At 60.9% G+C, this 23,290-nt stretch carries 20 protein-coding genes; 14 read left to right on the top strand and 6 right to left on the bottom strand.

Features of this window, described 5'->3' with window-relative positions; all coding sequences use genetic code 11:
• Positions 1–100 precede the first annotated feature (100 nt).
• The 3 genes from AB9N64_RS12180 to AB9N64_RS12170 all read right to left on the bottom strand — a co-directional run bounded on the left by AB9N64_RS12180 (position 101) and on the right by AB9N64_RS12170 (position 3,840).
• The gene (locus tag AB9N64_RS12180) at positions 101–1,411 is read right to left on the bottom strand and encodes an MFS transporter (RefSeq protein WP_003193968.1); all 1,311 of its coding nucleotides are present in this window, start codon (positions 1,409–1,411) and stop codon (positions 101–103) included.
• A 365-nt stretch (positions 1,412–1,776) separates the two neighbouring features.
• A complete protein-coding gene (locus AB9N64_RS12175) occupies positions 1,777–3,015 on the bottom strand; it encodes a transporter associated domain-containing protein (RefSeq protein WP_371360322.1) in 1,239 nt (412 codons plus the stop codon).
• Positions 3,016–3,027: 12 nt separating this feature from the next.
• On the bottom strand, positions 3,028–3,840 hold the full coding sequence (locus tag AB9N64_RS12170; protein WP_003193966.1) for an inner membrane protein YpjD: 813 nt from the start codon (positions 3,838–3,840) through the stop codon (positions 3,028–3,030).
• A 232-nt stretch (positions 3,841–4,072) separates the two neighbouring features.
• Here AB9N64_RS12170 and ffh point away from each other — a divergent pair, with 232 nt between their 5' ends.
• The 6 genes from ffh (at position 4,073) to AB9N64_RS12140 (ending at position 8,141) form a co-directional block, all read left to right on the top strand.
• Complete coding sequence (gene ffh, locus AB9N64_RS12165; protein WP_003193965.1) at positions 4,073–5,449, top strand: signal recognition particle protein; 1,377 nt, start codon at positions 4,073–4,075, stop codon at positions 5,447–5,449.
• Positions 5,450–5,700: 251 nt separating this feature from the next.
• Entirely contained in the window at positions 5,701–5,952 is a 252-nt protein-coding gene (gene rpsP / locus AB9N64_RS12160) for a 30S ribosomal protein S16 (RefSeq protein WP_003175899.1), read from the top strand.
• A gap of 5 nt (positions 5,953–5,957) precedes the next feature.
• Positions 5,958–6,494, top strand: a complete 537-nt coding sequence (rimM, locus tag AB9N64_RS12155; RefSeq protein WP_003175898.1) for a ribosome maturation factor RimM — start codon at positions 5,958–5,960, stop codon at positions 6,492–6,494.
• Positions 6,476–7,249 carry a tRNA (guanosine(37)-N1)-methyltransferase TrmD gene (gene trmD, locus AB9N64_RS12150; protein ID WP_153475158.1) on the top strand — a complete coding sequence of 258 codons (774 nt, stop codon included), beginning with the start codon at positions 6,476–6,478 and terminating at the stop codon, positions 7,247–7,249. The genes rimM and trmD overlap by 19 nt, the downstream gene beginning before the upstream one ends.
• Before the next feature lie 45 nt (positions 7,250–7,294).
• Complete coding sequence (gene rplS, locus AB9N64_RS12145; protein ID WP_003175895.1) at positions 7,295–7,645, top strand: 50S ribosomal protein L19; 351 nt, start codon at positions 7,295–7,297, stop codon at positions 7,643–7,645.
• A gap of 82 nt (positions 7,646–7,727) precedes the next feature.
• A complete protein-coding gene (locus AB9N64_RS12140) occupies positions 7,728–8,141 on the top strand; it encodes an acyl-CoA thioesterase (RefSeq protein ID WP_003193963.1) in 414 nt (137 codons plus the stop codon).
• Here the strand turns inward: AB9N64_RS12140 and AB9N64_RS12135 are convergent, their stop codons facing one another.
• On the bottom strand, positions 8,142–9,950 hold the full coding sequence (locus AB9N64_RS12135; RefSeq protein ID WP_014719784.1) for a sodium:proton antiporter: 1,809 nt from the start codon (positions 9,948–9,950) through the stop codon (positions 8,142–8,144).
• Positions 9,951–10,057: 107 nt separating this feature from the next.
• On the opposite strand from AB9N64_RS12135, the gene xerD reads away from it, so the two are divergent.
• The 6 genes from xerD to AB9N64_RS12105 all read left to right on the top strand — a co-directional run bounded on the left by xerD (position 10,058) and on the right by AB9N64_RS12105 (position 20,102).
• Positions 10,058–10,954 carry a site-specific tyrosine recombinase XerD gene (gene xerD, locus AB9N64_RS12130; RefSeq protein ID WP_020301360.1) on the top strand — a complete coding sequence of 299 codons (897 nt, stop codon included), beginning with the start codon at positions 10,058–10,060 and terminating at the stop codon, positions 10,952–10,954.
• 148 nt (positions 10,955–11,102) lie between these two features.
• Positions 11,103–11,834, top strand: a complete 732-nt coding sequence (locus tag AB9N64_RS12125; protein ID WP_005791088.1) for a thioredoxin fold domain-containing protein — start codon at positions 11,103–11,105, stop codon at positions 11,832–11,834.
• A 128-nt stretch (positions 11,835–11,962) separates the two neighbouring features.
• Entirely contained in the window at positions 11,963–13,267 is a 1,305-nt protein-coding gene (locus tag AB9N64_RS12120; RefSeq protein ID WP_005791086.1) for a homoserine dehydrogenase, read from the top strand.
• 67 nt (positions 13,268–13,334) lie between these two features.
• Positions 13,335–14,744, top strand: a complete 1,410-nt coding sequence (gene thrC, locus AB9N64_RS12115; protein WP_014719782.1) for a threonine synthase — start codon at positions 13,335–13,337, stop codon at positions 14,742–14,744.
• Between the two features lie 264 nt (positions 14,745–15,008).
• Entirely contained in the window at positions 15,009–18,581 is a 3,573-nt protein-coding gene (locus AB9N64_RS12110; protein WP_371360389.1) for a transporter substrate-binding domain-containing protein, read from the top strand.
• 276 nt (positions 18,582–18,857) lie between these two features.
• Positions 18,858–20,102 carry an EAL domain-containing protein gene (locus AB9N64_RS12105; RefSeq protein WP_020301358.1) on the top strand — a complete coding sequence of 415 codons (1,245 nt, stop codon included), beginning with the start codon at positions 18,858–18,860 and terminating at the stop codon, positions 20,100–20,102.
• Here AB9N64_RS12105 and AB9N64_RS12100 read toward each other — a convergent pair.
• Positions 20,071–20,733 carry a response regulator transcription factor gene (locus AB9N64_RS12100; RefSeq protein ID WP_003193955.1) on the bottom strand — a complete coding sequence of 221 codons (663 nt, stop codon included), beginning with the start codon at positions 20,731–20,733 and terminating at the stop codon, positions 20,071–20,073. The two genes, AB9N64_RS12105 and AB9N64_RS12100, sit on opposite strands and share 32 nt — an antisense overlap.
• A gap of 207 nt (positions 20,734–20,940) precedes the next feature.
• On the opposite strand from AB9N64_RS12100, the gene AB9N64_RS12095 reads away from it, so the two are divergent.
• On the top strand, positions 20,941–21,225 hold the full coding sequence (locus AB9N64_RS12095; protein WP_020301357.1) for a DUF3509 domain-containing protein: 285 nt from the start codon (positions 20,941–20,943) through the stop codon (positions 21,223–21,225).
• Positions 21,226–21,397: 172 nt separating this feature from the next.
• On the opposite strand, the gene AB9N64_RS12090 is transcribed toward AB9N64_RS12095, so the two are convergent.
• A complete protein-coding gene (locus tag AB9N64_RS12090; RefSeq protein WP_122300950.1) occupies positions 21,398–22,597 on the bottom strand; it encodes a CaiB/BaiF CoA-transferase family protein in 1,200 nt (399 codons plus the stop codon).
• 137 nt (positions 22,598–22,734) lie between these two features.
• On the opposite strand from AB9N64_RS12090, the gene AB9N64_RS12085 reads away from it, so the two are divergent.
• Positions 22,735–23,277 (top strand): YaeQ family protein, encoded by a 543-nt coding sequence (locus tag AB9N64_RS12085; RefSeq protein ID WP_003193952.1) that lies wholly within the window; start codon positions 22,735–22,737, stop codon positions 23,275–23,277.
• Positions 23,278–23,290: the final 13 nt, after the last annotated feature.

The following is a 23,290-nucleotide window of genomic DNA, read 5'->3' as shown; positions in this document are numbered from 1 at the left end:
CTTTGCGTGGGAATGCCTCTTGTGACGCTCTGCGTCGCGCTTGGGGACGCAAAGCGTCCCTAACTGCATTCCCACGCAGAGCTTGGGAACGAGCATGGGGTCAGGCGACCTTGTTCAAATCATTATCCCGCGTCTCTTTCAGGCACAGCACTGCAATCAAACTCAGCAACGCTGCCGCCGACACATACCCACCGACATAACTCAGCCCACCCATCGCCACCAGCTTGGTCGCGAAGAACGGCGCCGCCGACGCCCCCACGATTCCACCCAGGTTATACGCCGCCGATGCGCCGGTATAACGCACGCGGGTCGGGAACAGTTCTGGCAGCAGCGCGCCCATCGGTGCGAAGGTCACGCCCATCAAAAACAGCTCCAGGGCCAAAAACAGCGCCACCGCCCAGGTCGAGCCATGGGTCAGCAGCGGCTCCATGGTAAAGCCCGACAGAATTGCCAGGACCGCGCCGACAATCAGCACCGGCTTGCGCCCGTAGCGATCACTGGCCAAGGCGGCCAATGGCGTTGCCAGCCCCATGAACAGCACCGCAAAGCACAGCAGGCCGAGGAAGGTTTCACGGCTGTAGCCCAAGGTGGAAACGCCGTAGCTCAACGAAAACGCCGTGGTGATGTAGAACAGCGCATAGCACACCACCATCGACGCGGCGCCCAGCAGTACCGGCAGCCAATGCTGGCTGAACAGTTCCACCAGCGGCACTTTCACGGGTTTTTCCTTGGCCACTGCATTGGCGAACACCGGCGTCTCATGCAGTTTGAGGCGCGCATACAGGCCCACCATCACCAGCGCGGCGCTGAGGATGAACGGAATGCGCCAGCCCCAGCTGCGAAATTGCTCGTCATTCAGGCTCATGGCCAAAATCAGGAACAAACCGTTGGCCGCCAGGAAGCCTATCGACGGGCCCAGTTGGGGAAACATGCCGAACCAGGCGCGCTTGCCCTTGGGGGCATTCTCGGTCGCCAGCAAGGCCGCGCCGCCCCATTCTCCACCCAGGCCGAGGCCTTGGCCGAAGCGCAAAACACACAAGAGAATCGGGGCCCAGGCGCCGATGCTGTCGTAGCCCGGCAACAAGCCGATCAAGGTGGTGCACACCCCCATCAGCAGCAGCGAAGCCACAAGGGTTGATTTACGGCCGATGCGGTCGCCGAAGTGACCGAACAACGCCGACCCCAGTGGCCGGGCGATAAAGGCGATGCCGAAGGTCAGAAACGACGCCAGCATCTGTGCGGTGCCGGAGGTCTGTGGGAAAAACACCGGGCCGATCACCAGAGCGGCAGCCGTGGCGTAGATGTAGAAATCGTAGAACTCAATGGCGGTGCCGACGATGCTCGCCGTGGCGACGCGGGCGGTCGAGTTGGCAGGTGCGGCGCTCGCGGCCTCTTGGTAGGTGGTGCTCATAACGTTATCCCTGACGGTTATTGCGCGTTTGGACGCGGATTATTATTGGTCGAACACCCATGGATCAGGGCTATGCGCGGAGCGGCTCGGGATGGGAGCAAACGCCGGTCGGACATGGTAAGGCGGTGCCAGGACACGCTGAGTGCGGGTAGCACGCGGTCGGGCGGGGCTTGGGTAAGCCGCAGGGATTATAGGAAGGGGGCTAAGGATCCAACAAGGGGCTGGTGAGGATCTATGGCCTGGAACTGGATCAATATGGGAGCTGGCTTGCCTGCGATAGCATCCCCTCGGTTCAACTGAAGGACCGAGTCGCCTGCATCGCAGGCAAGCCAGCTCCCACATTGACCGGGTTGAGCCTGCTGAGGTCAGGCGGCCACTGGCACGTGGCTGGTATGCCAGATCAATACTTTGCTCACCCGGTTGTCCTCGGTCTCGAGGATTTCCAGGCGATAGCGGCCGACTTTCAGGCACACCGCGCAATCGGGGATGGTTTCCAGCGCTTCGGTCACCAGGCCGTTGAGGGTCTTGGGACCGTCGCTGGGCAGGTGCCAGCCCAGGCTTTTGTTCAGTTCGCGGATCGAAGCGGCGCCGTCGATGATGTAGCGGCCATCGGGCTGGGCTTCGATATGCGGGTTATCCACCGCCTGATCGCTTTCGAATTCGCCGACGATCTCTTCCAGAATATCTTCCAGGGTGACGATGCCCAGCACTTCACCGTACTCGTCCACTACCATGCCCAGGCGCCGCTGTTGTTTGTGGAAGTTCAGCAGTTGCAGCTGCAACGGCGTGCTTTCCGGCACGAAGTAAGGCTCGTGGCAGGCAGCGAGCAGGGCCTCTTTGGTCAGGCTGGCGTCAGGCAGCAGGTGTTGGACCTGCCGGGTGTTGAGCACGGCCTGCACCTGGTTGATGTCGCTGTGGAACACCGGCAGGCGTGTGCGCGGCGAGGTGCGCAACTGTTCGATGATGTTTTCTATTGGCTCATCGAGGTTGATGCCGTCCACTTCACTGCGCGGCACCAGGATGTCGTTGACCGTGATGTTGTCCAGGGCATGGATACCGGGCAGGCCGGGAGTGCGGTCGGCGTCGGTATCGGGCTCTGGGTTGTCATCATGGTCGGGCAGGGGCTCGTCGCTGTTTTTCGCCACGCCGGATTTGCGTGCAAACGGGCGCAATAACAGCAGGCTGATGCCATTGAGCAGCCAGGCCAGGGGGTAGAGGATTTTCAGCGGCACGCCCAGCAATGTATTGCCAAAGCCCAGCACTGCCTGAGGGTGACGGGTGGCCAGGGCGCGGGGCAGGTAGTCGGCCAGCACCAGCAGCGCTGCGCAGGAAATCAGCCAGCCTAGCCAGGGCCCGTTTTCTGCCCAGGCATAGATTGCCAGCAGGGTGCAAAGAATCACCACGGCGGCGCGACACAGGCTGTTGCACAGGATCAGGCTATGGCGCGGGAAGCTCAGGCGGGCGGCCGCCTTGTCGCCCTGGCGGGTGCCAGAGCGCAGGGCCAGCAGGTGTTGTTGCGCAGCTTCTATGGCAGTAAACAGCGCCGCCCACAAGATCAGCAGGGCAATTACGGCGAGCATCGGCCCTAAGGGCAAGTTGTCCATGATCACTGCCCGTCAGATATGCAGGATGTATTCGCGAACCAGCTTGCTGCCGAAATAGGCCAGCATCAACAGGCAGAAACCGGCCAGGGTCCAGCGGATGGCCTTGTGCCCGCGCCAGCCGAGGCGGTTGCGCCCCCACAGCAGCACGCTGAACACGACCCACGCCAGGCACGCCAGCAAGGTTTTATGGACCAGGTGCTGGGCAAACAGGTTCTCGACGAACAGCCAGCCGGAGATCAGCGACAGTGACAGCAGGGTCCAGCCGGCCCAAAGGAACCCGAACAGCAGGCTTTCCATGGTTTGCAGGGGCGGGAAGTTCTTGATCAGCCCCGACGGGTGCTTGTGCTTGAGCTGGTGATCCTGCAGCAGCAGGAGCAGGGCCTGGAACACCGCGATGGTGAACATGCCGTAGGCGAGGATAGACAGCAGGATGTGAGCGAGGATGCCCGGCTCCTCGTCGATCACCTGTACGGTGCCGGTGGGGGTGAACTGCGCCAGCAGCACCGTGAGCATTCCCAGGGGGAATAGCAGCACCAGCAGGTTCTCCACCGGAATCCGGTAGCAGGCCAGCAGCGTCAGCGCGATGACGGCCGCGGCGATCAGGCTGGCGGCGCTGAAAAAGTCCAGGCCCAGGCCGACCGGGGTCATCAGGTGGGTGAACAGGCTGGCGGCATGGGCTAGCAGGGCCAGCACGCCAAGGCCGACGAGCAGACGTTTGTCCGCTTTGGCGCCTTGGGCCAGACGAGTGCCCTGATAGAGGGTCGCAGCGGCATACAAAATGGCGGCGGCGAGGCTGGGTAGCAAACTGGGTGACAAGGGGAGCATAAATCCTGGTAGGCAAGCCCGAAAGGCGTTGAGTTTGGCACACACCTGCGTTGCACGAAAGACTCCCGGGCCAGACAGCGGGTGTGCATGGGCGCAGTCTTCGCTATAATCCGCGACCTGCCCACGCCGCAGGCTCGGCGAACGCTGTTTTTAATAGCGATTTCCCCCAGCCTGGGCCGCCATTACCTCGGTCTACCTGCATTTCGATGAATAGGGCCTGAAAGGATCGCGCATGTTTGAAAACTTGACTGACCGTCTCTCGCAGACGCTGCGCCACGTTACCGGCAAGGCCAAGCTGACCGAGGACAATATTAAAGACACCCTGCGTGAAGTGCGCATGGCGTTGCTGGAAGCCGACGTGGCTTTGCCGGTGGTGAAGGACTTCGTCAACTCGGTCAAGGAGCGTGCGGTCGGCACCGAAGTGTCCCGCAGCCTGACCCCGGGCCAGGCCTTTGTGAAGATCGTCCAGGCCGAGCTCGAAAGCCTGATGGGCGCGGCCAACGAAGACCTGAACCTCAGCGCCGTGCCGCCAGCCGTCGTGCTGATGGCGGGTCTGCAAGGTGCGGGTAAAACCACCACCGCCGGCAAACTGGCGCGCTTCCTTAAAGAGCGCAAGAAGAAATCCGTGATGGTGGTGTCGGCCGACGTGTACCGTCCGGCGGCCATCAAGCAGTTGGAAATGCTCGCGGGCGAAGTGGGCGTGACCTTCTTCCCGTCCGACCTCAGCCAGAAGCCGGTCGACATCGCCAACGCGGCTATTAAAGAAGCCAAGCTCAAGTTCATCGACGTGGTCATCGTCGATACCGCCGGTCGCCTGCACATCGACGAAGAGATGATGGGCGAGATCAAGGCGCTGCATGCCGCGATCAACCCGGTCGAGACCCTGTTCGTGGTCGACGCCATGACCGGCCAGGATGCGGCCAATACCGCCAAGGCCTTTGGTGACGCACTCCCGCTGACCGGCGTGATCCTCACCAAGGTCGACGGCGACGCCCGTGGCGGTGCCGCGCTGTCGGTACGTGCCATTACTGGCAAGCCGATCAAGTTCATCGGTATGGGCGAGAAGAGCGAAGCGCTCGAGCCGTTCCACCCTGAGCGTATCGCCTCGCGCATCCTCGGCATGGGTGATGTGCTCAGCCTGATCGAGCAGGCCGAAGCCACGCTCGACAAGGACAAGGCCGACAAACTGGCCAAGAAGCTGAAGAAGGGCAAGGGCTTCGATCTCGAAGACTTCCGCGACCAGCTGCAACAGATGAAGAACATGGGCGGCCTCGGCGGCCTGATGGACAAGCTGCCCAACATCGGCGGTGTGAACCTGGCGCAAATGGGCAACGCCCAGGGCGCGGCAGAGAAACAGTTCAAGCAGATGGAAGCCATCATCAACTCCATGACCCCGGCCGAGCGCCGCGACCCTGAGCTGATCAGCGGTTCGCGCAAACGCCGGATCGCCATGGGTTCCGGCACCCAGGTGCAGGACATCGGTCGCTTGATCAAGCAGCACAAGCAGATGCAGAAGATGATGAAGAAATTCTCCGCCAAGGGCGGTATGGCCAAGATGATGCGCGGCATGGGCGGTATGTTGCCCGGCGGCGGCATGCCTAAAATGTAAAGTATTCGAGCGCAAGCCTTGCTTGCGCTCCGCCCCACAGGGATGTGGGATCTCCAGCAAACCCGCCGTTGGCGGGCGCTGACTCGCCGTTTTAACCGACGGCTCTATAGCAGATCTGAATGGCACGCTGATAGGCGCCAGAAAAAGACATTTGCAAAAGTCCGGATATTCCTTAGAATATGCGGCCTTTCGGGCACCTATGCCCGCTGTGCATTTAGATTTGCAGCACCGACTACAGGAACGATGTTCACATGCTAACAATCCGTCTTGCCCTTGGCGGCTCCAAAAAGCGCCCGTTTTACCACTTGACCGTAACCGACAGCCGCAACCCGCGTGACGGTTCGCACAAGGAACAGGTTGGTTTCTTCAACCCTGTTGCTCGTGGTCAAGAAGTTCGTCTGTCCGTGAACCAAGAGCGCGTAGCCTACTGGCTGAGCGTTGGCGCACAGCCATCCGAGCGCGTTGCAAAACTGTTGAAGGACTCGGCTAAGGCCGCAGCCTGAGCAATATGAACGCGACGCCAGCTGTTGCTGATGATTTGATCGTTATCGGCAAGATTTACTCTGTTCATGGCGTTCGCGGCGAAGTGAAGGTGTATTCCTTTACTGATCCGACTGAAAACCTGTTGCAGTACAAAACCTGGACGCTCAAGCGCGAAGGGAGTGTGAAGCAGGTTGAGCTGGTCAGTGGACGCGGGAGCGACAAGTTCCTGGTCGCAAAGCTCAAGGGTCTTGATGATCGTGAAGAAGCTCGTCTTCTGGCCGGTTATGAGATCTGCGTGCCGCGCAACCTGTTCCCTGAATTGACCGACGGCGAGTACTACTGGTACCAGCTCGAAGGTCTGAAGGTTATTGATCAACTCGGGCAATTGCTGGGGAAAATCGATCATCTTCTGGAAACCGGCGCCAATGATGTAATGGTGGTCAAGCCTTGCGCTGGCAGCCTGGATGACCGTGAACGCCTGTTGCCCTATACCGAGCAATGCGTGTTGGCCGTCGACCTGGCAGCGGGCGAGATGAAGGTGGAATGGGACGCGGACTTCTAAGCGTGGCTAATTTGCGCATTGAAGTGATCAGTTTGTTTCCCGAGATGTTTTCCGCCATCAGCGAGTACGGCATCACCAGTCGGGCGGTGAAACAGGGGCTGTTGCAGCTCACCTGTTGGAACCCGCGAGACTACACGACGGATCGACATCACACTGTGGACGATCGCCCATTTGGCGGTGGCCCGGGCATGGTGATGAAGATCAAGCCCCTGGAAGATGCGTTGGTTCAGGCCAAGGCAGCCGCCGGGGAGAAGGCGAAGGTAATTTACCTGTCCCCTCAAGGCCGTCAGCTGAAACAGGCGGCGGTACGCGAACTGGCGAATGAGGAAAGTTTGATCCTGATTGCCGGTCGCTATGAAGGCATTGACGAGCGTTTTATTGAAGCTCATGTCGATGAAGAGTGGTCGATTGGGGACTATGTCCTGTCTGGCGGCGAGCTGCCAGCGATGGTCCTGATAGATGCGGTTACACGACTGCTGCCCGGAGCTTTAGGGCATGCGGACTCCGCGGAGGAAGATTCCTTCACGGATGGTTTGCTGGATTGCCCGCACTACACCCGTCCGGAGGTGTATGTGGATCAGCGTGTTCCCGACGTATTGCTAAGTGGCAATCACGCACACATCCGGCGTTGGCGTTTACAGCAGTCCCTTGGTCGGACCTATGAACGACGCGCCGATCTTCTGGAAAGCCGCTCGCTTTCTGGAGAAGAGAAGAAGCTGCTCGAGGAATACATCCTCGCGCGGGACGATAGTTAACAACGTATCGATGGTAGGTCCATTGACTTACCTTAGGAGCACAGCATGACTAACAAAATCATCCTTGCACTCGAAGCAGAGCAGATGACCAAAGAGATCCCTACCTTTGCCCCGGGCGACACCATTGTCGTTCAGGTGAAAGTGAAGGAAGGCGACCGTTCGCGTCTGCAAGCGTTCGAAGGCGTGGTAATCGCCAAGCGTAACCGTGGTGTGAACAGTGCTTTCACTGTTCGTAAAATCTCCAACGGTGTTGGCGTAGAGCGTACTTTCCAGACCTATAGCCCGCAAATCGACAGCATGGCCGTCAAGCGTCGCGGTGACGTACGTAAAGCCAAGCTGTACTACCTGCGTGACCTGTCCGGTAAAGCAGCTCGCATCAAGGAAAAACTGGCTTAAGTCCAGCTTCCCGATGCAGAAAAAAGCAGCCTACGGGCTGCTTTTTTGTGCCTGAAATTTGCCTATATGCCGGTATTGACCCATGACCACCCGCCTCGAAGAAATCCAGCGCCGCACCGACCTGTCCGTCACCCACGTGACCAAGGCCGTGTTCCCGCCCACCACCAACCATCACAACACCCTGTTCGGCGGCACTGCCCTGGCATGGATGGACGAAGTGTCGTTCATCACCGCCACGCGTTTCTGTCGCTTACCTTTGGTGACGGTCTCCACCGACCGTATCGACTTCAACCACGCGATCCCGGCTGGCTCTATCGTTGAGCTGATCGGTCGGGTGATCAAGGTCGGCAACACCAGCCTCAAGGTCGAGGTTGAAGTGTTCGTCGAGAGCATGAGCGCTGATGGCCGTGAAAAGGCGATCCAGGGCGTATTCAGCTTTGTCGCGATTGACGCAGATAAACGCCCTGTCCCGGTACTGCCTGGCTTTGTTGACTGATTACTCGGCGGTGCTGGCCTGCGGTTGAATGACCGCCAGCAAGGTCCAGCCCGCTACGGGCTTCAAATTGCTCTCGGGCGAGACCACGTGCACCCAGCCGCTGGTGTCCCTGGCAAACAGCAAGGTGGCGCGCTCGCCGTGCAACGCCTGGTACTGCTCCCAGCCAAAGCCGTCGGTGAGGCTGGTGCTGTACAACTCGGCGCCTTGGCCCAGCAGGCTGGCCAATTTGGTGTAGCTCAAGGGTTGGCTGCCCAGCAAGTGTCCGCGGTGTTCATGACTGGCCTTGTGCTTGTCGGTGCGACGGTTTTCCTGGCTGCTGGCCAGGGCGAACAGGCGATGGCCGAAGTCATGGCGAAAACGCATGGTGGCCAAGGCATTCAGTTCGCCAGAAGGCGAGAGGGCGAGCAGGTGCCCCAGGCCGACCAGGTCCAGATGGGATTCGGCATGCTGGGAGGCCGGGTTGCCGAAGTACGTAGGCAAGCCTTCCATACGACTGGCGCGGATGTTTTCCCAGCTGGAATCCGTCAGCAACACGCGGCTGCCCAATTGCTGCAACGCCTTGCCGAGTGCTCGCGCCGGGCCGTTCGCACCCACGATCAAAAAGCCGCTAGGCGCCGGCTCAGCGACTTTGAGCAGGCGGGCCAAGGGGCGTGCCGTGGCGCTTTGCAGCACCACGGTGCCGATGATCACCGCGAAGGTCAGCGGCACCAGCAACAACGCGCCTTCGTGGCCAGCCTCATCCAGGCGGATCGCAAAGATCGCTGACACCGCCGCCGCCACAATGCCCCGTGGGGCGATCCAGGCCAGCAGTGCGCGCTCGCGCCAGTTCAACCCCGAGCCAAAGGTCGAAAGCGCCACGTTCAACGGGCGTGCAATGAATTGGATGATCAACAGCAGGATCAACACGAACGGCCCCAGGGCGATCATGGCGTTCAGGTCCAGGCGTGCCGCCAGCAGGATAAACAGCCCGGAAATCAGCAACACGCTGAGGTTTTCCTTGAAGTGCAGGATGTGCCGTACATCCACGCCTTTCATGTTCGCCATCCACATGCCCATCAGCGTGACCGCCAGCAGGCCGGACTCATGCATCACCTGGTTGGAAGCGATGAAGATACCCAGCACGCCCGCCAGTGTCGCCAGGTTATGCAGGTATTCCGGCAACCACTGGCGGCGCATGATCTGCCCCAGTACCCAGCCACCGGCGATGCCGAACAGGCTGCCGCAGAGGATGACGCCGCCGAAGGTCAGCAGGCTGTGGCTCAAACCGTCGCCCGATGCGCTGGCGATGATGAAGCTATACACCACTACCGCCAGCAGCGCGCCAATCGGGTCGATGACGATGCCTTCCCAGCGCAGGATATTGGCGATGGAGGCTTTGGGGCGTACCACGCGCAGCATGGGCACGATCACGGTTGGCCCGGTCACCAGAGTCAGCGTGCCGAACAGCAGCGCCAGCATCCAGTCAAAACCCAGCAGCCAGTGGGTGGCCAGGGTGATCACTGCCCAGGTTGACAGGGCGCCAACCGTGACCAAGCGATGCACCACGCTGCCGATTTCCTTCCACTCCGACAGGTGCAGGGTCAGGCTGCCTTCAAACAGGATCAGCGCCACTGCCAATGACACCAATGGCATCAACAGAGGGCCGAACATTTCCTGCGGGTCGAGCCATCCGAGTATCGGCCCTGCCAGAATCCCGCTCAGCAGAAGAAACAGAATCGCTGGCAGTTTCAGGCGCCAGGCCAGCCACTGGCAGCCGAGTGCGGCCACGCCAATGCCGCCAAAAGCCAACAAAATCTGTTGTTCGTTCATTAAAGCTTCCTGTTCCTTGAAATAGCGGGCTATGAAAGACTAATGGCTCTTGTCACAGTTCCTTAAATAATACGCGTATTGCCTTGTGCTAAGTCGCTTGAGTGCCCATGCCTGCCATTGACCATCCCCTGATCGACCGCTTCCTCGACGCCCTCTGGTTGGAAAAAGGCCTGTCGGACAACACACGCCAGGCGTACCGCAGCGACCTGGCGCTGTTCAACGGCTGGCTGCAGGAGAAAAACCTCGAACTGATCAATGCCGGGCGCGAGTTGATCCTCGATCACCTGGCCTGGCGCCTGGAGCAGAACTACAAACCGCGCTCCACTGCGCGATTCCTCTCCGGCGTGCGTGGCTTTTATCGCTACCTGCTGCGGGAAAAACTCATTGCCGTCGACCCGACCCTACAAATCGACATGCCGCAACTCGGCAGGCCGTTGCCAAAATCCTTGTCGGAAGCCGACGTCGATGCCCTGCTCGCGGCCCCAGACCTGAGCGAGGCCATCGGCCAGCGCGACCGCGCGATGCTTGAGGTGCTGTATGCCTGCGGCCTGCGCGTCACCGAACTGATCAGCCTGACGCTGGAGCAGGTCAACCTGCGCCAGGGCGTGTTGCGCGTGATGGGCAAGGGCAGCAAGGAGCGGCTGGTGCCCATGGGCGAGGAGGCGATTGTGTGGGTCGAGCGCTACATGCGCGATGCGCGCCACGAACTGCTGGGTGGGCGCCCCAGCGACGTGCTGTTCCCCAGCCAGCGCGGCGAGCAGATGACCCGCCAGACCTTCTGGCACCGCATCAAGCACCAGGCCAAAGTGGCCGGGATCGGCAAGGCGCTGTCACCCCACACCTTGCGCCATGCCTTCGCCACCCACTTGCTCAACCACGGCGCGGATTTGCGCGTGGTACAGATGCTGCTCGGCCACAGCGACTTATCCACAACCCAGATCTACACCCATGTGGCGCGCGCACGTTTGCAGGATATGCACGCCAAGCATCACCCGCGCGGATAAAACCGTCAGAAATGGCCCATTTTACCTGTCGCGGTCTGCCCTCCCGCCCAACTGTGGTAGGCTTTGCCGGTTCGCAAAGGGGACGGCATCCATTGTGGTCCAGATCAGTATTCTGCTCCCGTCCCTGCCTCTGCCTTCAGGAGTTCCCATGCGCTTGACCCAGATTATTGCCGCCGCAGCCATTGCGTTGGTTTCCACCTTTGCGGTCGCCGATGATGCGGCCGAGCAAACCATTCGCAAGAGTCTGGCCAACCTGGCGCTCGACACCCCGATCGAAAGCATCAGCGCCAGCCCCATGGCCGGCCTGTATGAAGTCAAGCTCAAGGGCAGCCGTGTGCTGTACGCCAGCGCCGATGGCCAGTACATCGTCCAGGGCTACCTGTTCCAGCTCAAGGATGGCAAGCCGGTCAACCTGACCGAGAAGGCCGAGCGCCTGGGTGTGTCCAAGCTGATCAACGGTATCCCGGTGGCTGAAACCGTGGTGTACCCGGCCATCGGCGAGACCAAGACCCACATCACCGTGTTCACCGACACCACCTGCCCGTACTGCCACAAGCTGCACGCTGAAATCCCGGCACTGAACAAGCTGGGCGTGGAAGTGCGCTACGTCGCGTTCCCGCGCCAGGGCCTGGGTTCGCCGGGTGACGAGCAGTTGCAGGCGGTGTGGTGCTCGGCCGACAAGAAAGCGGCCATGGACAAGATGGTCGACGGCAAGGAAATCAAATCGGCCAAATGCGCCAACCCGGTTTCCAAGCAGTTCGCCCTGGGCCAGTCCATTGGTGTGAACGGTACACCGGCCATCGTTTTGGCCGACGGCCAGGTGATTCCGGGCTACCAGCCGGCGCCGCAAGTTGCCAAACTGGCACTGGGTGCCAAGTAAGCATTTATCGTTGAGCCTTTGACGATCATGGCCCGCCGAACCGTCGGCGAGTCATTAATTGAGAGCCGCAGTTGTGCGGCTGTTTTCACGGCCGACCTAGCGTCGGCCGTTTCATGGGGAGTTCTTCAGTGAAACCGGTCAAAGTAGGCATCTGTGGGTTAGGGACCGTCGGTGGCGGTACCTTCAACGTACTTCAGCGTAACGCTGAAGAAATTTCCCGCCGCGCAGGTCGCGGGATTGAAGTGGCGCAGATTGCCACGCGTTCGCCAAAGCCTCAGTTCGAAACGACCGGTATTGCGATTACCAACGATGTGTTCGCCGTGGCCACCAACCCTGAGATCGATATCGTCATCGAACTGGTTGGCGGCTACACCGTGGCCCGCGAGTTGGTGCTCAAGGCCATTGAGCACGGCAAGCACGTGGTCACCGCCAACAAGGCGCTGATCGCCGTGCACGGCAACGAGATCTTCGCCAAGGCCCGCGAGAAAGGCGTGATCGTGGCGTTCGAAGCCGCGGTGGCCGGTGGTATCCCGGTGATCAAGGCAATCCGCGAAGGCCTGTCCGCCAACCGCATCAACTGGGTGGCCGGCATCATCAACGGCACCGGTAACTTCATCCTCACCGAAATGCGCGAGAAGGGCCGTACCTTCGAAGACGTGCTGGCCGAAGCCCAGGCCCTGGGTTACGCCGAAGCCGACCCGACCTTCGACGTGGAAGGCATCGACGCGGCCCACAAGCTGACCATCCTGGCGTCCATCGCTTTTGGTATCCCGCTGCAATTCGACAAGGCCTACACCGAAGGCATCACCAAGCTGACCACCGCCGACGTGAACTACGCCGAAGCCCTGGGCTACCGCATCAAGCACCTGGGCGTAGCGCGCAGCACCCCGGCCGGTATCGAATTGCGGGTGCACCCGACGCTGATCCCGGCCGACCGCCTGATCGCCAACGTCAATGGCGTGATGAACGCGGTGATGGTCAACGGTGACGCCGCCGGTTCCACCCTGTTCTACGGCGCCGGTGCCGGCATGGAGCCGACCGCTTCGTCTGTGATCGCCGACCTGGTGGACGTGGTTCGCGCCATGACCAGCGACCCGGAAAACCGTGTGCCGCACCTGGCCTTCCAGCCGGACTCGCTGTCGGCCCACCCGATCCTGCCGATCGAAGCCTGCGAAAGTGCCTACTACCTGCGCATCCAGGCCCAGGACCATCCAGGCGTGCTGGCCCAGGTGGCCAGCATCCTGTCGGAGCGCGGTATCAACATCGAATCGATCATGCAGAAGGAAGTCGAGGAACAAAACGGCCAGGTGCCGATGATCCTGCTGACCCACCGCGTGCTCGAACAGCACATCAACGATGCCATCCATGCCCTGGAAGCCTTGCAAGGCGTGGTCGGCCCGGTGGTGCGGATTCGCGTCGAACACTTGAACTAACCGATTTGTTCCAGGGGCCCCGTCCATTCGGCGGCCCCTGTTCGAGAATGTTTTAGAGGAGCCAGTCATGCGTTACATCAGCACCCGCGGCCAGGCACCGGCCCTGAATTTCGAAGACGTTCTGCTGGCAGGCCTTGCCACCGACGGCGGCCTGTATGTGCCGGAAAACCTGCCACGCTTCACCCAGGAAGAAATCGCCTCCTGGGCCGGCCTGCCGTATCACGAGCTGGCTTTCCGAGTGATGCGCCCGTTCGTCACCGGCAGCATTCCGGATGCGGATTTTAAAAAGATCCTGGAAGAGACGTACGGCGTGTTTGCCCATAGCGCCATCGCACCTCTGCGCCAGTTGAACGGCAACGAGTGGGTACTGGAGCTGTTCCACGGCCCGACCCTGGCATTCAAGGACTTCGCCCTGCAACTGCTCGGTCGCCTGCTCGACTACGTGCTGGAAAAGCGCGGCGAGCGCGTGGTGATCATCGGCGCCACCTCCGGCGACACCGGCTCGGCGGCCATCGAAGGGTGCAAGCACTGCGAAAACGTCGATATCTTCATCCTGCACCCGCACAAGCGCGTGTCGGAGGTGCAACGTCGGCAGATGACCACCATCTTCGGTGAGAACATTCACAACATCGCCATCGAAGGCAACTTCGACGACTGCCAGGAAATGGTCAAGAACAGCTTCGCTGACCAGAGCTTCCTCAAGGGCACGCGTCTGGTGGCGGTGAACTCGATCAACTGGGCGCGGATCATGGCCCAGATCGTCTACTACTTCCATGCATCGCTGCAGTTGGGCGGCCCGGCGCGTTCGGTGTCGTTCTCGGTGCCGACCGGCAACTTCGGCGACATCTTCGCCGGTTACCTGGCACGCAACATGGGCCTGCCGATCAACCAGTTGATCGTCGCCACCAACCGCAACGACATCCTGCATCGCTTCATGAGCGGCAACCAGTATGTGAAGGAAACCCTGCACGCCACGCTGTCGCCGTCCATGGACATCATGGTCTCGTCGAACTTCGAACGCTTGCTGTTCGACATGCACGGTCGCAACGGCGCAGCCCTGGCCGAGTTGATGAACAGCTTCAAGCAAGGTGGCGGTTTCAGCGTCGAGCAAGAGCGCTGGACCGAAACCCGCAAGCTGTTCGATTCCCTGGCCGTGGACGATGCACAGACCTGCGAAACCATCGCGCAGGTCTATGCCGAGACCGGCGAAGTGCTCGACCCGCACACGGCTATCGGCGTGAAAGCCGCCCGCGAATGCCGCCGCAGCCTGGATATTCCAATGGTGATCCTCGGTACCGCGCACCCGGTCAAGTTCCCGGAAGCGGTCGAGAAAGCCGGCATTGGCAAGGCCCTGGAGTTGCCGGAGCATTTGACCGACCTGTTCGAGCGCGAAGAGCGCTGCACCGTATTGGCCAATGACCTGAAGACAGTGCAGGCGTTTGTCAGCCAGCATGGCAATCGGGGCAAACCGCTCTAATCAAGAATGGGGTAGCGGGTTTGTGTGGGAGCTGGCTTGCCTGCGATGCAGGCGCCTCGGTACGACTGAATACCCAGGCGTCTGCATCGCGGGCAAGCCCGGCTCCCACATTCAGCTAACTCACCCGCTGACCATGAGGCGGATATCAGGCTGCTACAGGTATGCATTCAGCTTTTTGCAGTCGGCCAAGCCCGTCCTCGTGACGGGCTTTTTCATTCTGGCGAGCCATACTTGCCCAGTCGCCCAATCAAGGAAACCCAACCGGTGCAGGTGTTGATCCAATGGACGTTGAAGCTGGTGTGCCTGTTGTGGCTCATCCAGGTGCCCATGAGCCTGGCCGCCGTCAGCCTGCCGTTCAAACTGGTCCCGGCGTTTATCCCGCTTGAACCTATGCCGCTGGCGCCAACGGAGCAGCAGTGGTTGGCGGCGCATCGGACACTCAAAGTGGGCATCTCGATAGATGACTACCAGCCGATCGATATCACCCGCGACCGCAATCGCTACCAGGGCATCAGCGCCGATTATTTGAGCCTGGTTGGCGCGCGGCTGGGTGTGCCCATGCAAGTGCTGGGCTTCTCCGAGCGCGCCCAGGCGGTCGAAGCGCTGCGCAACGGCACCATCGACATTCTCACCAGTGCCAATGGTTACGAGCGTGACGTACCTGGCCTGCAATTCACCCCGGACTACATGCCCGACCGCTCGGTGGTGGTGCTGCGTCGCGACGATACCCAAGGCGACGATCTGGCCGGCAAGAAGCTGGTGTTGCTCGACGGCTACGCCAACGTGCAGAAGGTGCACGCGGCGTATCCCGACAGCCACATCATGCTCGCCCCCAACCTCTACAGCGGCCTCGAAGCCTTGAAGCAAGGTGACGTCGATGCGTTTATCGGCAACGAAGTGATTGTGCGCGCCTATAAATCGCTGCGGCCTTACCTGGGGTTGCAGATCAAGGAGCAGAGCCGGCTGGCGTCCATCGGTTTTGCCTTCGCCACCCGCCAGGCAGATCCGTTGTTGGGGGCCATGATGAATCGCGCGCTGGCAAGCCTCGACGAGTCGGTGCAGCGCGAAATTCTTGCGCGCTGGACCACCGGGCTCGGCGTCGGTATCAGTGGTGAGCGCGTTGCGTTGTCGGCGTCGGAACAGGCCTGGGTGCGTGAGCATCCCCATGTCGTGGTGGTGGCCCAGCAGATGTCGCCTTACATTTTCAGGGACAAGGACGGCCAGTGGGTTGGCCTGAATGTCGACCTGTTGAATCGCATCTCGCGCATGACCGGTTTGCAGTTCGTCTATGAAGAGGTGGGTTCTACTGCGCAAACCCTGGAATGGCTGGAAACCGGCCGGGCACAGATGAACACGACCCTGGCTGTGAATCAGGAGCGCAGTGCGTTGCTCAACTTCAGTCATGGTTTTGGCGGGTCCGGTTGGGTGTTTATCGAACGTGCCGATGCCTCGCCCCTGACGGGCTTGAACCAGTTGGACGGCAAGGTGCTGGCATTGCCGGCGCGCCACGTCTTGGAGAGCCAGATTCGCCATGCGCATCCGAACATCACCTTGCGCCTGGTAGACAATTACAACCAGGCCCGTGAGCTGGTACGACGGGGCGAGGCGGCCGCTACCATTCAAACTGAAGTGGAAGTGCAGAGTTACCCGGAAGATGGCCTGCGTATCGGACGCAGTGTCGATGGCAAGTGGTCGTCCAACTGCCTGTCGGTGCGCAAGGACCAGCCTGAGCTGCTGAGCATTCTGAACAAGGCCCTGGAGGCGCTGCCGGTGGCTGAGTTGAGTGCCTTGCGCTTGCGTTGGATCGGTGCCGTGGCGATTCCGCTGCCGGCCTGGCAACGCGTACCGCCATGGGCCTATTGGACGGTGGCCACGGCGCTGCTGTTTGTATTGGTGTCGCTGGTGTGGAACAGCCGGCTCAAGCGCCAGATTCGCCAACGGCTGGAGGCCGAGCAACGGCTCAACGACCAGTTGGCGTTCAAGCGCGCACTGCTCGACGGCATGCCCAACCCGCTGTTCGTCCGCGACCTGGACGGGCGCCTGGTGACCTGCAATAAAAGTTATGAACAGCAATTGGCGACCCGGCTGGAGCTGATCCAGGGCCTGACGCTGATGGAGAGCAAGGTCGTGCCCGACGCCACAGCGGCGCGGCTGCACGAAGGCCACATGGAGCAATTGGCCACGCAGCAGCCGTTATTTGTCGACCGGCAATTGGAGCTCAACGGCGGCAGTTATCACGTCTACCAGTGGACCGTGCCTTTTTTTGATGCCCAGGGCCGTCTGCAGGGATTGTTGGGCGGTTGGATCGATATCAACGAACGCAAAGACCTGGAGCGCCAGTTGATGGACGCTCGCCAGGCCGCCGACGAAGCGAATTACGCCAAAAGTGCATTTCTCTCGGCCTTGAGCCACGAGATTCGCACACCCATGACTGCCATCATTGGCTTGCTCGAACTGGAGCAAGAGCGTTGTCTGGCAAGCGGCCAGCCGGTTTCCGAGGCGCTGCAGGTGGCCCATCGTTCGGCGCGCGAGCTGATTGCGCTGATGGGCGACAGCCTGGACTTGGCCAAGATCGAAGCCGGCCACCTGCAACTGGCGCCACAGACCACTGAGTTGAAGCGCTTTTTCGAGGGTATCCAGAGCCTGTTCGAAGCCACGGCGCAAAAGAAGGGCCTGCATCTGACCCTGGCGTTTGATCCGGCTGCTCAGGGTTATTACTGGTTCGACCCGCTGCGGTTACGCCAGGTGATGCACAACCTGTTGGGCAATGCGCTCAAATTTACCGAGCGGGGCGGGGTTCACCTCGGCGTGACCTGCCAACGGGATGAGACCGATACCGAATACCTGCACCTGTGCGTCAAGGACAGTGGCCCGGGCATCAGCGCCGAGCAACAGCCGCGGGTGTTCAAGCCGTTTACCCAAGTGAGCGCCCTGACCGCTGCGCAACACGGTGGCACCGGGCTGGGCCTGAGTATCTGCAAGCAACTGGTGGAGTTGATGGGCGGCTGCATTCACCTCGACAGCGTGGTGGGCGAGGGGACGGTAGTGTGCATTGACCTGCGCCTGGACCGGGTCAGCACCGATGATGTGCCGGCAACGCCCACCGTGACGTTGTCACCGACGGGGCGCAGCCTGTCGATACTGGTGGTGGATGATTTAGCGGCCAACCGCCTGGTGCTGGCGCAGCAGTTGCAGTTCCTCGGTCATCAAGTGGTCGCCCTGGAGTCGGCCGAGGCCGCGTTGCAACGCTGGCGTGAGCAACGTTTTGACGTGTTGGTCACCGATTGCCAGATGCCCGGCATGTCCGGTTATGCCTTGAGTGCGGCGATACGGCGCCTCGAAGCCGAGGAGCAACGGCCTCGTAGCGCGCTGGTGGGTTGCACCGCGAACGCCATGAAAGATGAACAACGCCGCTGCGAGGACGCCGGTATGGATGAACTGCTGGTCAAGCCGGTGACCTTGGAACACTGGACCCAAGTGCTGGCACGCCTGGCACCCCAGCGTTCGTTCGATATCGAGGCCCTGCGCACCATGACCCAGGCCGATGGCCCGGTGCTGCAAAGCATGTTGCAGGAACTGGCCAAGAGCCTGGACCACGAACACGAGGTGTTGGCGGGTGCCCTGGCCGAGCGCGACGTGGCACGCTTGAATGCATCGCTGCACCGGCTCAAGGGCATTTGCTCGCTGGTGGACGCACTGCCACTGGCCAAGGCCTGTGTCGCCCTTGAGCAATGCGCCCGTGAACAGCGCGGCGCCGAGCTTGAAGAACCCTGGTTGCGCTTGTCCGAGGTGCTCAAGGCGTTTCGTCGCGACCTGCAACCTTATCTGGATGCGTAACCCAGCCCGTATGCCGATCAGCCAAGCGAACGCAATGCTCAAGGCAACGAAGATCAAATGTGGGAGCTGGCTTGCCGGCGATAGCGGTAGTGCAGTAACAGATGTAGCGACTGACACACCGCCTTCGCAGGCAAGCCAGCTCCCACAGGAGGTCTGCGCTTGACCGACAAGGCTTGCCCCTCCCACATTTAAAGAAGCTTTTAGGACACGTCCTATGGGATACGGCGTAGCGTATGGCTACTGTGCAGGACTTTCTCTGTACCGACACCCTTACCCATGCGATCCCTGAACGTCCTGATCCTCGAAGACAACCCGTTTCAACTGATGGCCCTGCACCAGATGCTCAATGCTAACGGTGTGTTCAATGTGCGGGCCGCGGAAACGGTCGAAATTGCCCGCCAGTCCCTGGACAGCAAAGGCCCGGTGGATATCGCCATCTGCGATCTGTACCTGGAGCAGGGCGATGGCCTGGCGTTGATCCGTGAGTTGGCCGAACGCCGCCTGGCCCAGGTGTTGATCCTGCTCAGCAACGCCGAGCCCGACGTGCTGGAAGGCGTGGCGAACATGGCCCGCCAATTGGGGCTCAAGGTCTTGGCGTGCTTGCCCAAGCCGGCCTCGGCCAAGCTGATCGGGCAAGTATTGAGCGATTGTCAGGAGCACTTGCGTCCAGGGCCAGCGGTGCTGTCCTGGGAGCGCGTCCGTCAACTGCTGAGCTTGAGCGAGCAGGAACAACTGCCGCCCTCGGCGGATGTCAGCCAGGCGACTATCGCAGCCTGTGGCAGGGTCTGGTACCAGCCCATCGTCAGTCAGGCCGGTGTGTTGCAAGGGGTGGAGGCGCTGGCGCGTTGGCAGTTGCAGGACGGTGAGCTATTGCTGCCTGACGAGTTCCTGCCAGTGCTGGAGTTTGCCGGCATGGAAGAGGCGTTTACCTGGCATGTGCTGGAGCAGGCGCTTGCCCTGGCGAACCAGGTGATGGGCGAAAGCGGCCGAGTGCTGCCGGTAGCTGTGAACATTCCCGGGCGTATGCTGGAGCGCGAGCACTTCCCCCAGGTGCTGCAAGGTTTGCTGCAACTTCATGGTGTGCCCGCCCATAGCCTGACCCTGGAGTTGGTGGAAACCTCGACGCTGAAAACCGACAGCGCCCATGTCACTGGGTTGCTGCGCTTGCGCATGTTGGGTTGCCAGTTGTCCATCGGCGACTTCGGCATGGGCGGCACCAGCCTGCAGCATTTGCTGGAACTGCCTTTTACCGAGCTGAAAATTCCCCCGGCGTTTGCCTGTGGGATGGCCAATGATGATCGCAAGGCCGCTGTGGTGGCGGGCGCCATGAGCATGGCGGCGCGCCTGGATGTCGCCGTGGTGGTCACCGGCGTGGAAACCGCCGCCGATTATCACGCCGTGGGCGAACTGGGCGCGGCGTGGCTGCAAGGTTGCTTTATCGCCCGGCCGATGGAGGCCGAGACGCTCAAGCAATGGATCGCGTTCCAGGCTAGGCCAGCCCGTGTTCCTGCACGTAAATAAACAGGGCGGCATCGTTGACCAGCCCCAGCTTGCGCATGGCGCTGACTTTTTGCGCGCTGACGGTCTGCTTGCTGCGGTGCAGGTGCGCGGCGATCTCGCCCACCGTCATGCCACTGGCCAACAGGCGAATCACCTCCAGTTCCCGGGGTGACAGGTGCTCCTGGGAGTGCAGGCGATCAGCGCCGACTTCCCCGGCCAGGCTCAGCGCCTGGCGGATGGTCTGGGCCACATAGGTACGTTGCTGGCGAACCTGGCGGATCGCCTGGGGCAGCTCATCGGCCAGGCTGGCCTTGCTCAGCAAGCCCATCACGCCCAACGCCAGGATGGAATGAAACAACCCGGCATTGTTGAGCATGGTCACCACCACAATGGGCAGGTGCGGATAGTGCCGGCGCAGTTGCTCGATCAAGCGCAACCCGTCGGCTTGGGGCTCGACGGGCATCATGAAGTCGGTCACCACCACATCGCAGGCACAGTGTTGCAACAACGCACTGAGGGCCTGGGGGGAATTGGCCTCGCCGACGATGCTGATGTGCGTGTCACGCTCGAGCACGGCGCGCAGGCCAATCAGGAAAATCGGGTGATCGTCGGCAATCACGATACGCAAGGGCGGTTCAGACGCAGCTCTCAAGGCAGGCTCCCGGGACAATCCAGGGATTCTAGCCTGTGCGCCGTTGTTTTTTCTCTGTCATCTTTTCCGTGCATGCTCGTTTTCCTCAAGCAGTGGATTACACAAAAGGTAGAACTTTCTGCTTTGAGCACGGGTCACTTGAATGTCAGCCTCTTCGTGACATTTTTGTTTTTCGAACCTTTTTCGAATGATTGAGTGGTGATCGAGATGGAAAGTATCAACCTATTGCTCAGCCAAGCACTGAGCCCTTATCAGGTTACGCTGACCTCTGCCGGTATGCGCGACGACTGCCTGGTAACCGTGAAGAACCCCGGTGGCGCCATCGTGGTTGAACGTGAAGTCGATCGTGCGCAATTGAGCGACAAGCGCGCGCTGGTGGATGTGGTGGATTGCCTGCTCCGCGACCTGAAAATCGCCGAAGGGCGCCTGGAACCTTCAGTCATCGCTGCCTTGCGCAACGCCTCCCAAACCCGTGGCGGCGCACTGGCATGAAACATTATTTTTCTTCGGAACCTTCCTACAAGGTGGTCAGTCAGAGTTTGTAACAGCAAGAGCAGGCATTGTGCTCCGGTGTTTGTCGCTTGCTGTGCGGGTCTTTTTGTAGACCACGTTTAACCCCGAGTTGTCTCCCCACTGCTCGGGGTTTCTTTTTGCCTGGGATTTGTCAGATCGCGCCATCCTCGCGCAGGCGAGTGATAGCCGCCGCGTCGTAGCCCAAGGCATTGAGCACCAGGCTGTTGTGTTCACCCAGTTGCGGGCCGACCCATTCGCAGCTGCCCGGTGTGTCCGAGAGCTTGGGCACGATGCCGGGCATCTTGAAGTCCTTGCCGCCCGGCAACTGCGCCTTGAGGAACATTTCCCGGGCCAGGAATTGCGGGTCGCCCAGCATGTCTTCGGCGCTGTAGATGCGGCTGGCGGGCACCTCGGCTTTGTTCAGATGCTCAATCACCTGGTCGAGAGACAGCGAATTGACCCAGCGATCAATCACGCCGTACAGCTCATCGCGGCGAGCGTCACGCCCGTCATTGCTGGCCAGTGCAGGGTCGTCCGCCAAGTCGTCACGGCCGATCACCCGCATGAAGCGCTTGAAGATTGCATCGCCATTGGCGCCGATCTGCACATGCTTGCCGTCTGCGGTGGTGTGGATCGAGGACGGGGTGATACCGGGCATGATGTTGCCGGTGCGCTCACGGATAAACCCGAACACATCGAACTCGGGGATCATGCTTTCCATCATGGCGAAGATGGCTTCATACAGCGCCACATCCACCATCTGGCCCAAGCCGCCGTTGACTTCGCGATGACGCAGCGCCATCAGCGCGCCGATCACTGCCCACAACGCGGCAATCGAGTCGCCGATGGAAATCCCGGTGCGCACCGGCGGGCGGTCCTCGAAGCCGGTGATATAGCGCAAGCCGCCCATGGACTCGCCCACCGCGCCAAACCCCGGCTGGTCCTTCATCGGCCCCGTCTGGCCGAAGCCCGAGAGGCGTACCATCACCAGCTTGGGGTTGAGGGCGTGCAGGGTTTCCCAGCTCAGGCCGAGTTTCTCCAGCACGCCTGGGCGGAAGTTTTCGATCAGGATGTCGGCGTCGGCCAACAGTTGCTTGAGGATCGCCAGGCCTTCAGGGTGCTTGAGGTTGAGGGTCAGCGACTGCTTGTTACGGGCCTGCACGAACCACCACAGCGAGGTGCCTTCATACAGCTTGCGCCATTTGCGCAGCGGGTCGCCGCCGTCCGGGGATTCGACCTTGATCACCTCGGCGCCGAATTCAGCGCAAATGCGTGAGGCAAACGGGCCGGCGATCAAAGTGCCCAGTTCGATGACTTTCAGGCCGGCAAGTGGTTTGGCAGTGAGCGACATGGGGATCCTTACGAGCGCGGGACGATGATGTCCTGCTTTTTAACATAGGCGAGCCGCGCGGATGCAGCGCAGTATTCGTTCAATGCCCTCGCCATCGGTTAGACTGGCCGCCTTTCCTTGTCTTTAGAAGCCCGTTCATGGCCCAGCCGTCCACGACCTACAAATTCGAACTCAACCTCACCGACCTCGACCGCTCGGTGTACGAGAGCGTCAAACAGACCATCGCCCGCCACCCTTCGGAAACCGAAGAGCGCATGACCGTGCGCCTGCTGGCCTACGCCCTCTGGTACAACGAGCAGTTGGCGTTCGGGCGTGGCCTGTCGGATGTAGACGAACCGGCCCTGTGGGAAAAAAGCCTGGATGATCGGGTTTTGCACTGGATCGAAGTCGGCCAGCCAGATGCCGACCGCCTGACCTGGTGCTCGCGTCGCACCGAACGCACCAGCCTGCTGGCCTATGGCAGCCTGCGCGTGTGGGAAGGCAAGGTGGTGCCGGTGGCCAACAACCTGAAAAACGTGCACATCGCTGCCGTGCCCCAGGAAGTCTTGGAGACCCTGGCCAAGGACATGCCGCGGGTGATCAAGTGGGACGTGATGATCAGCGAAGGCACGATCTTTGTGACCGATGACCGTGGCCAGCATGAAGTGCAACTGCAATGGCTGGTCGGCGAGCGCGGTTGAAAAGGTGGGAGCT

This window comes from Pseudomonas sp. KT_2_4, assembly GCF_041410225.1.
Lineage (GTDB): Bacteria > Pseudomonadota > Gammaproteobacteria > Pseudomonadales > Pseudomonadaceae > Aquipseudomonas > Aquipseudomonas paracarnis.
This window is presented reverse-complemented; position numbering and strand designations above follow the sequence as displayed.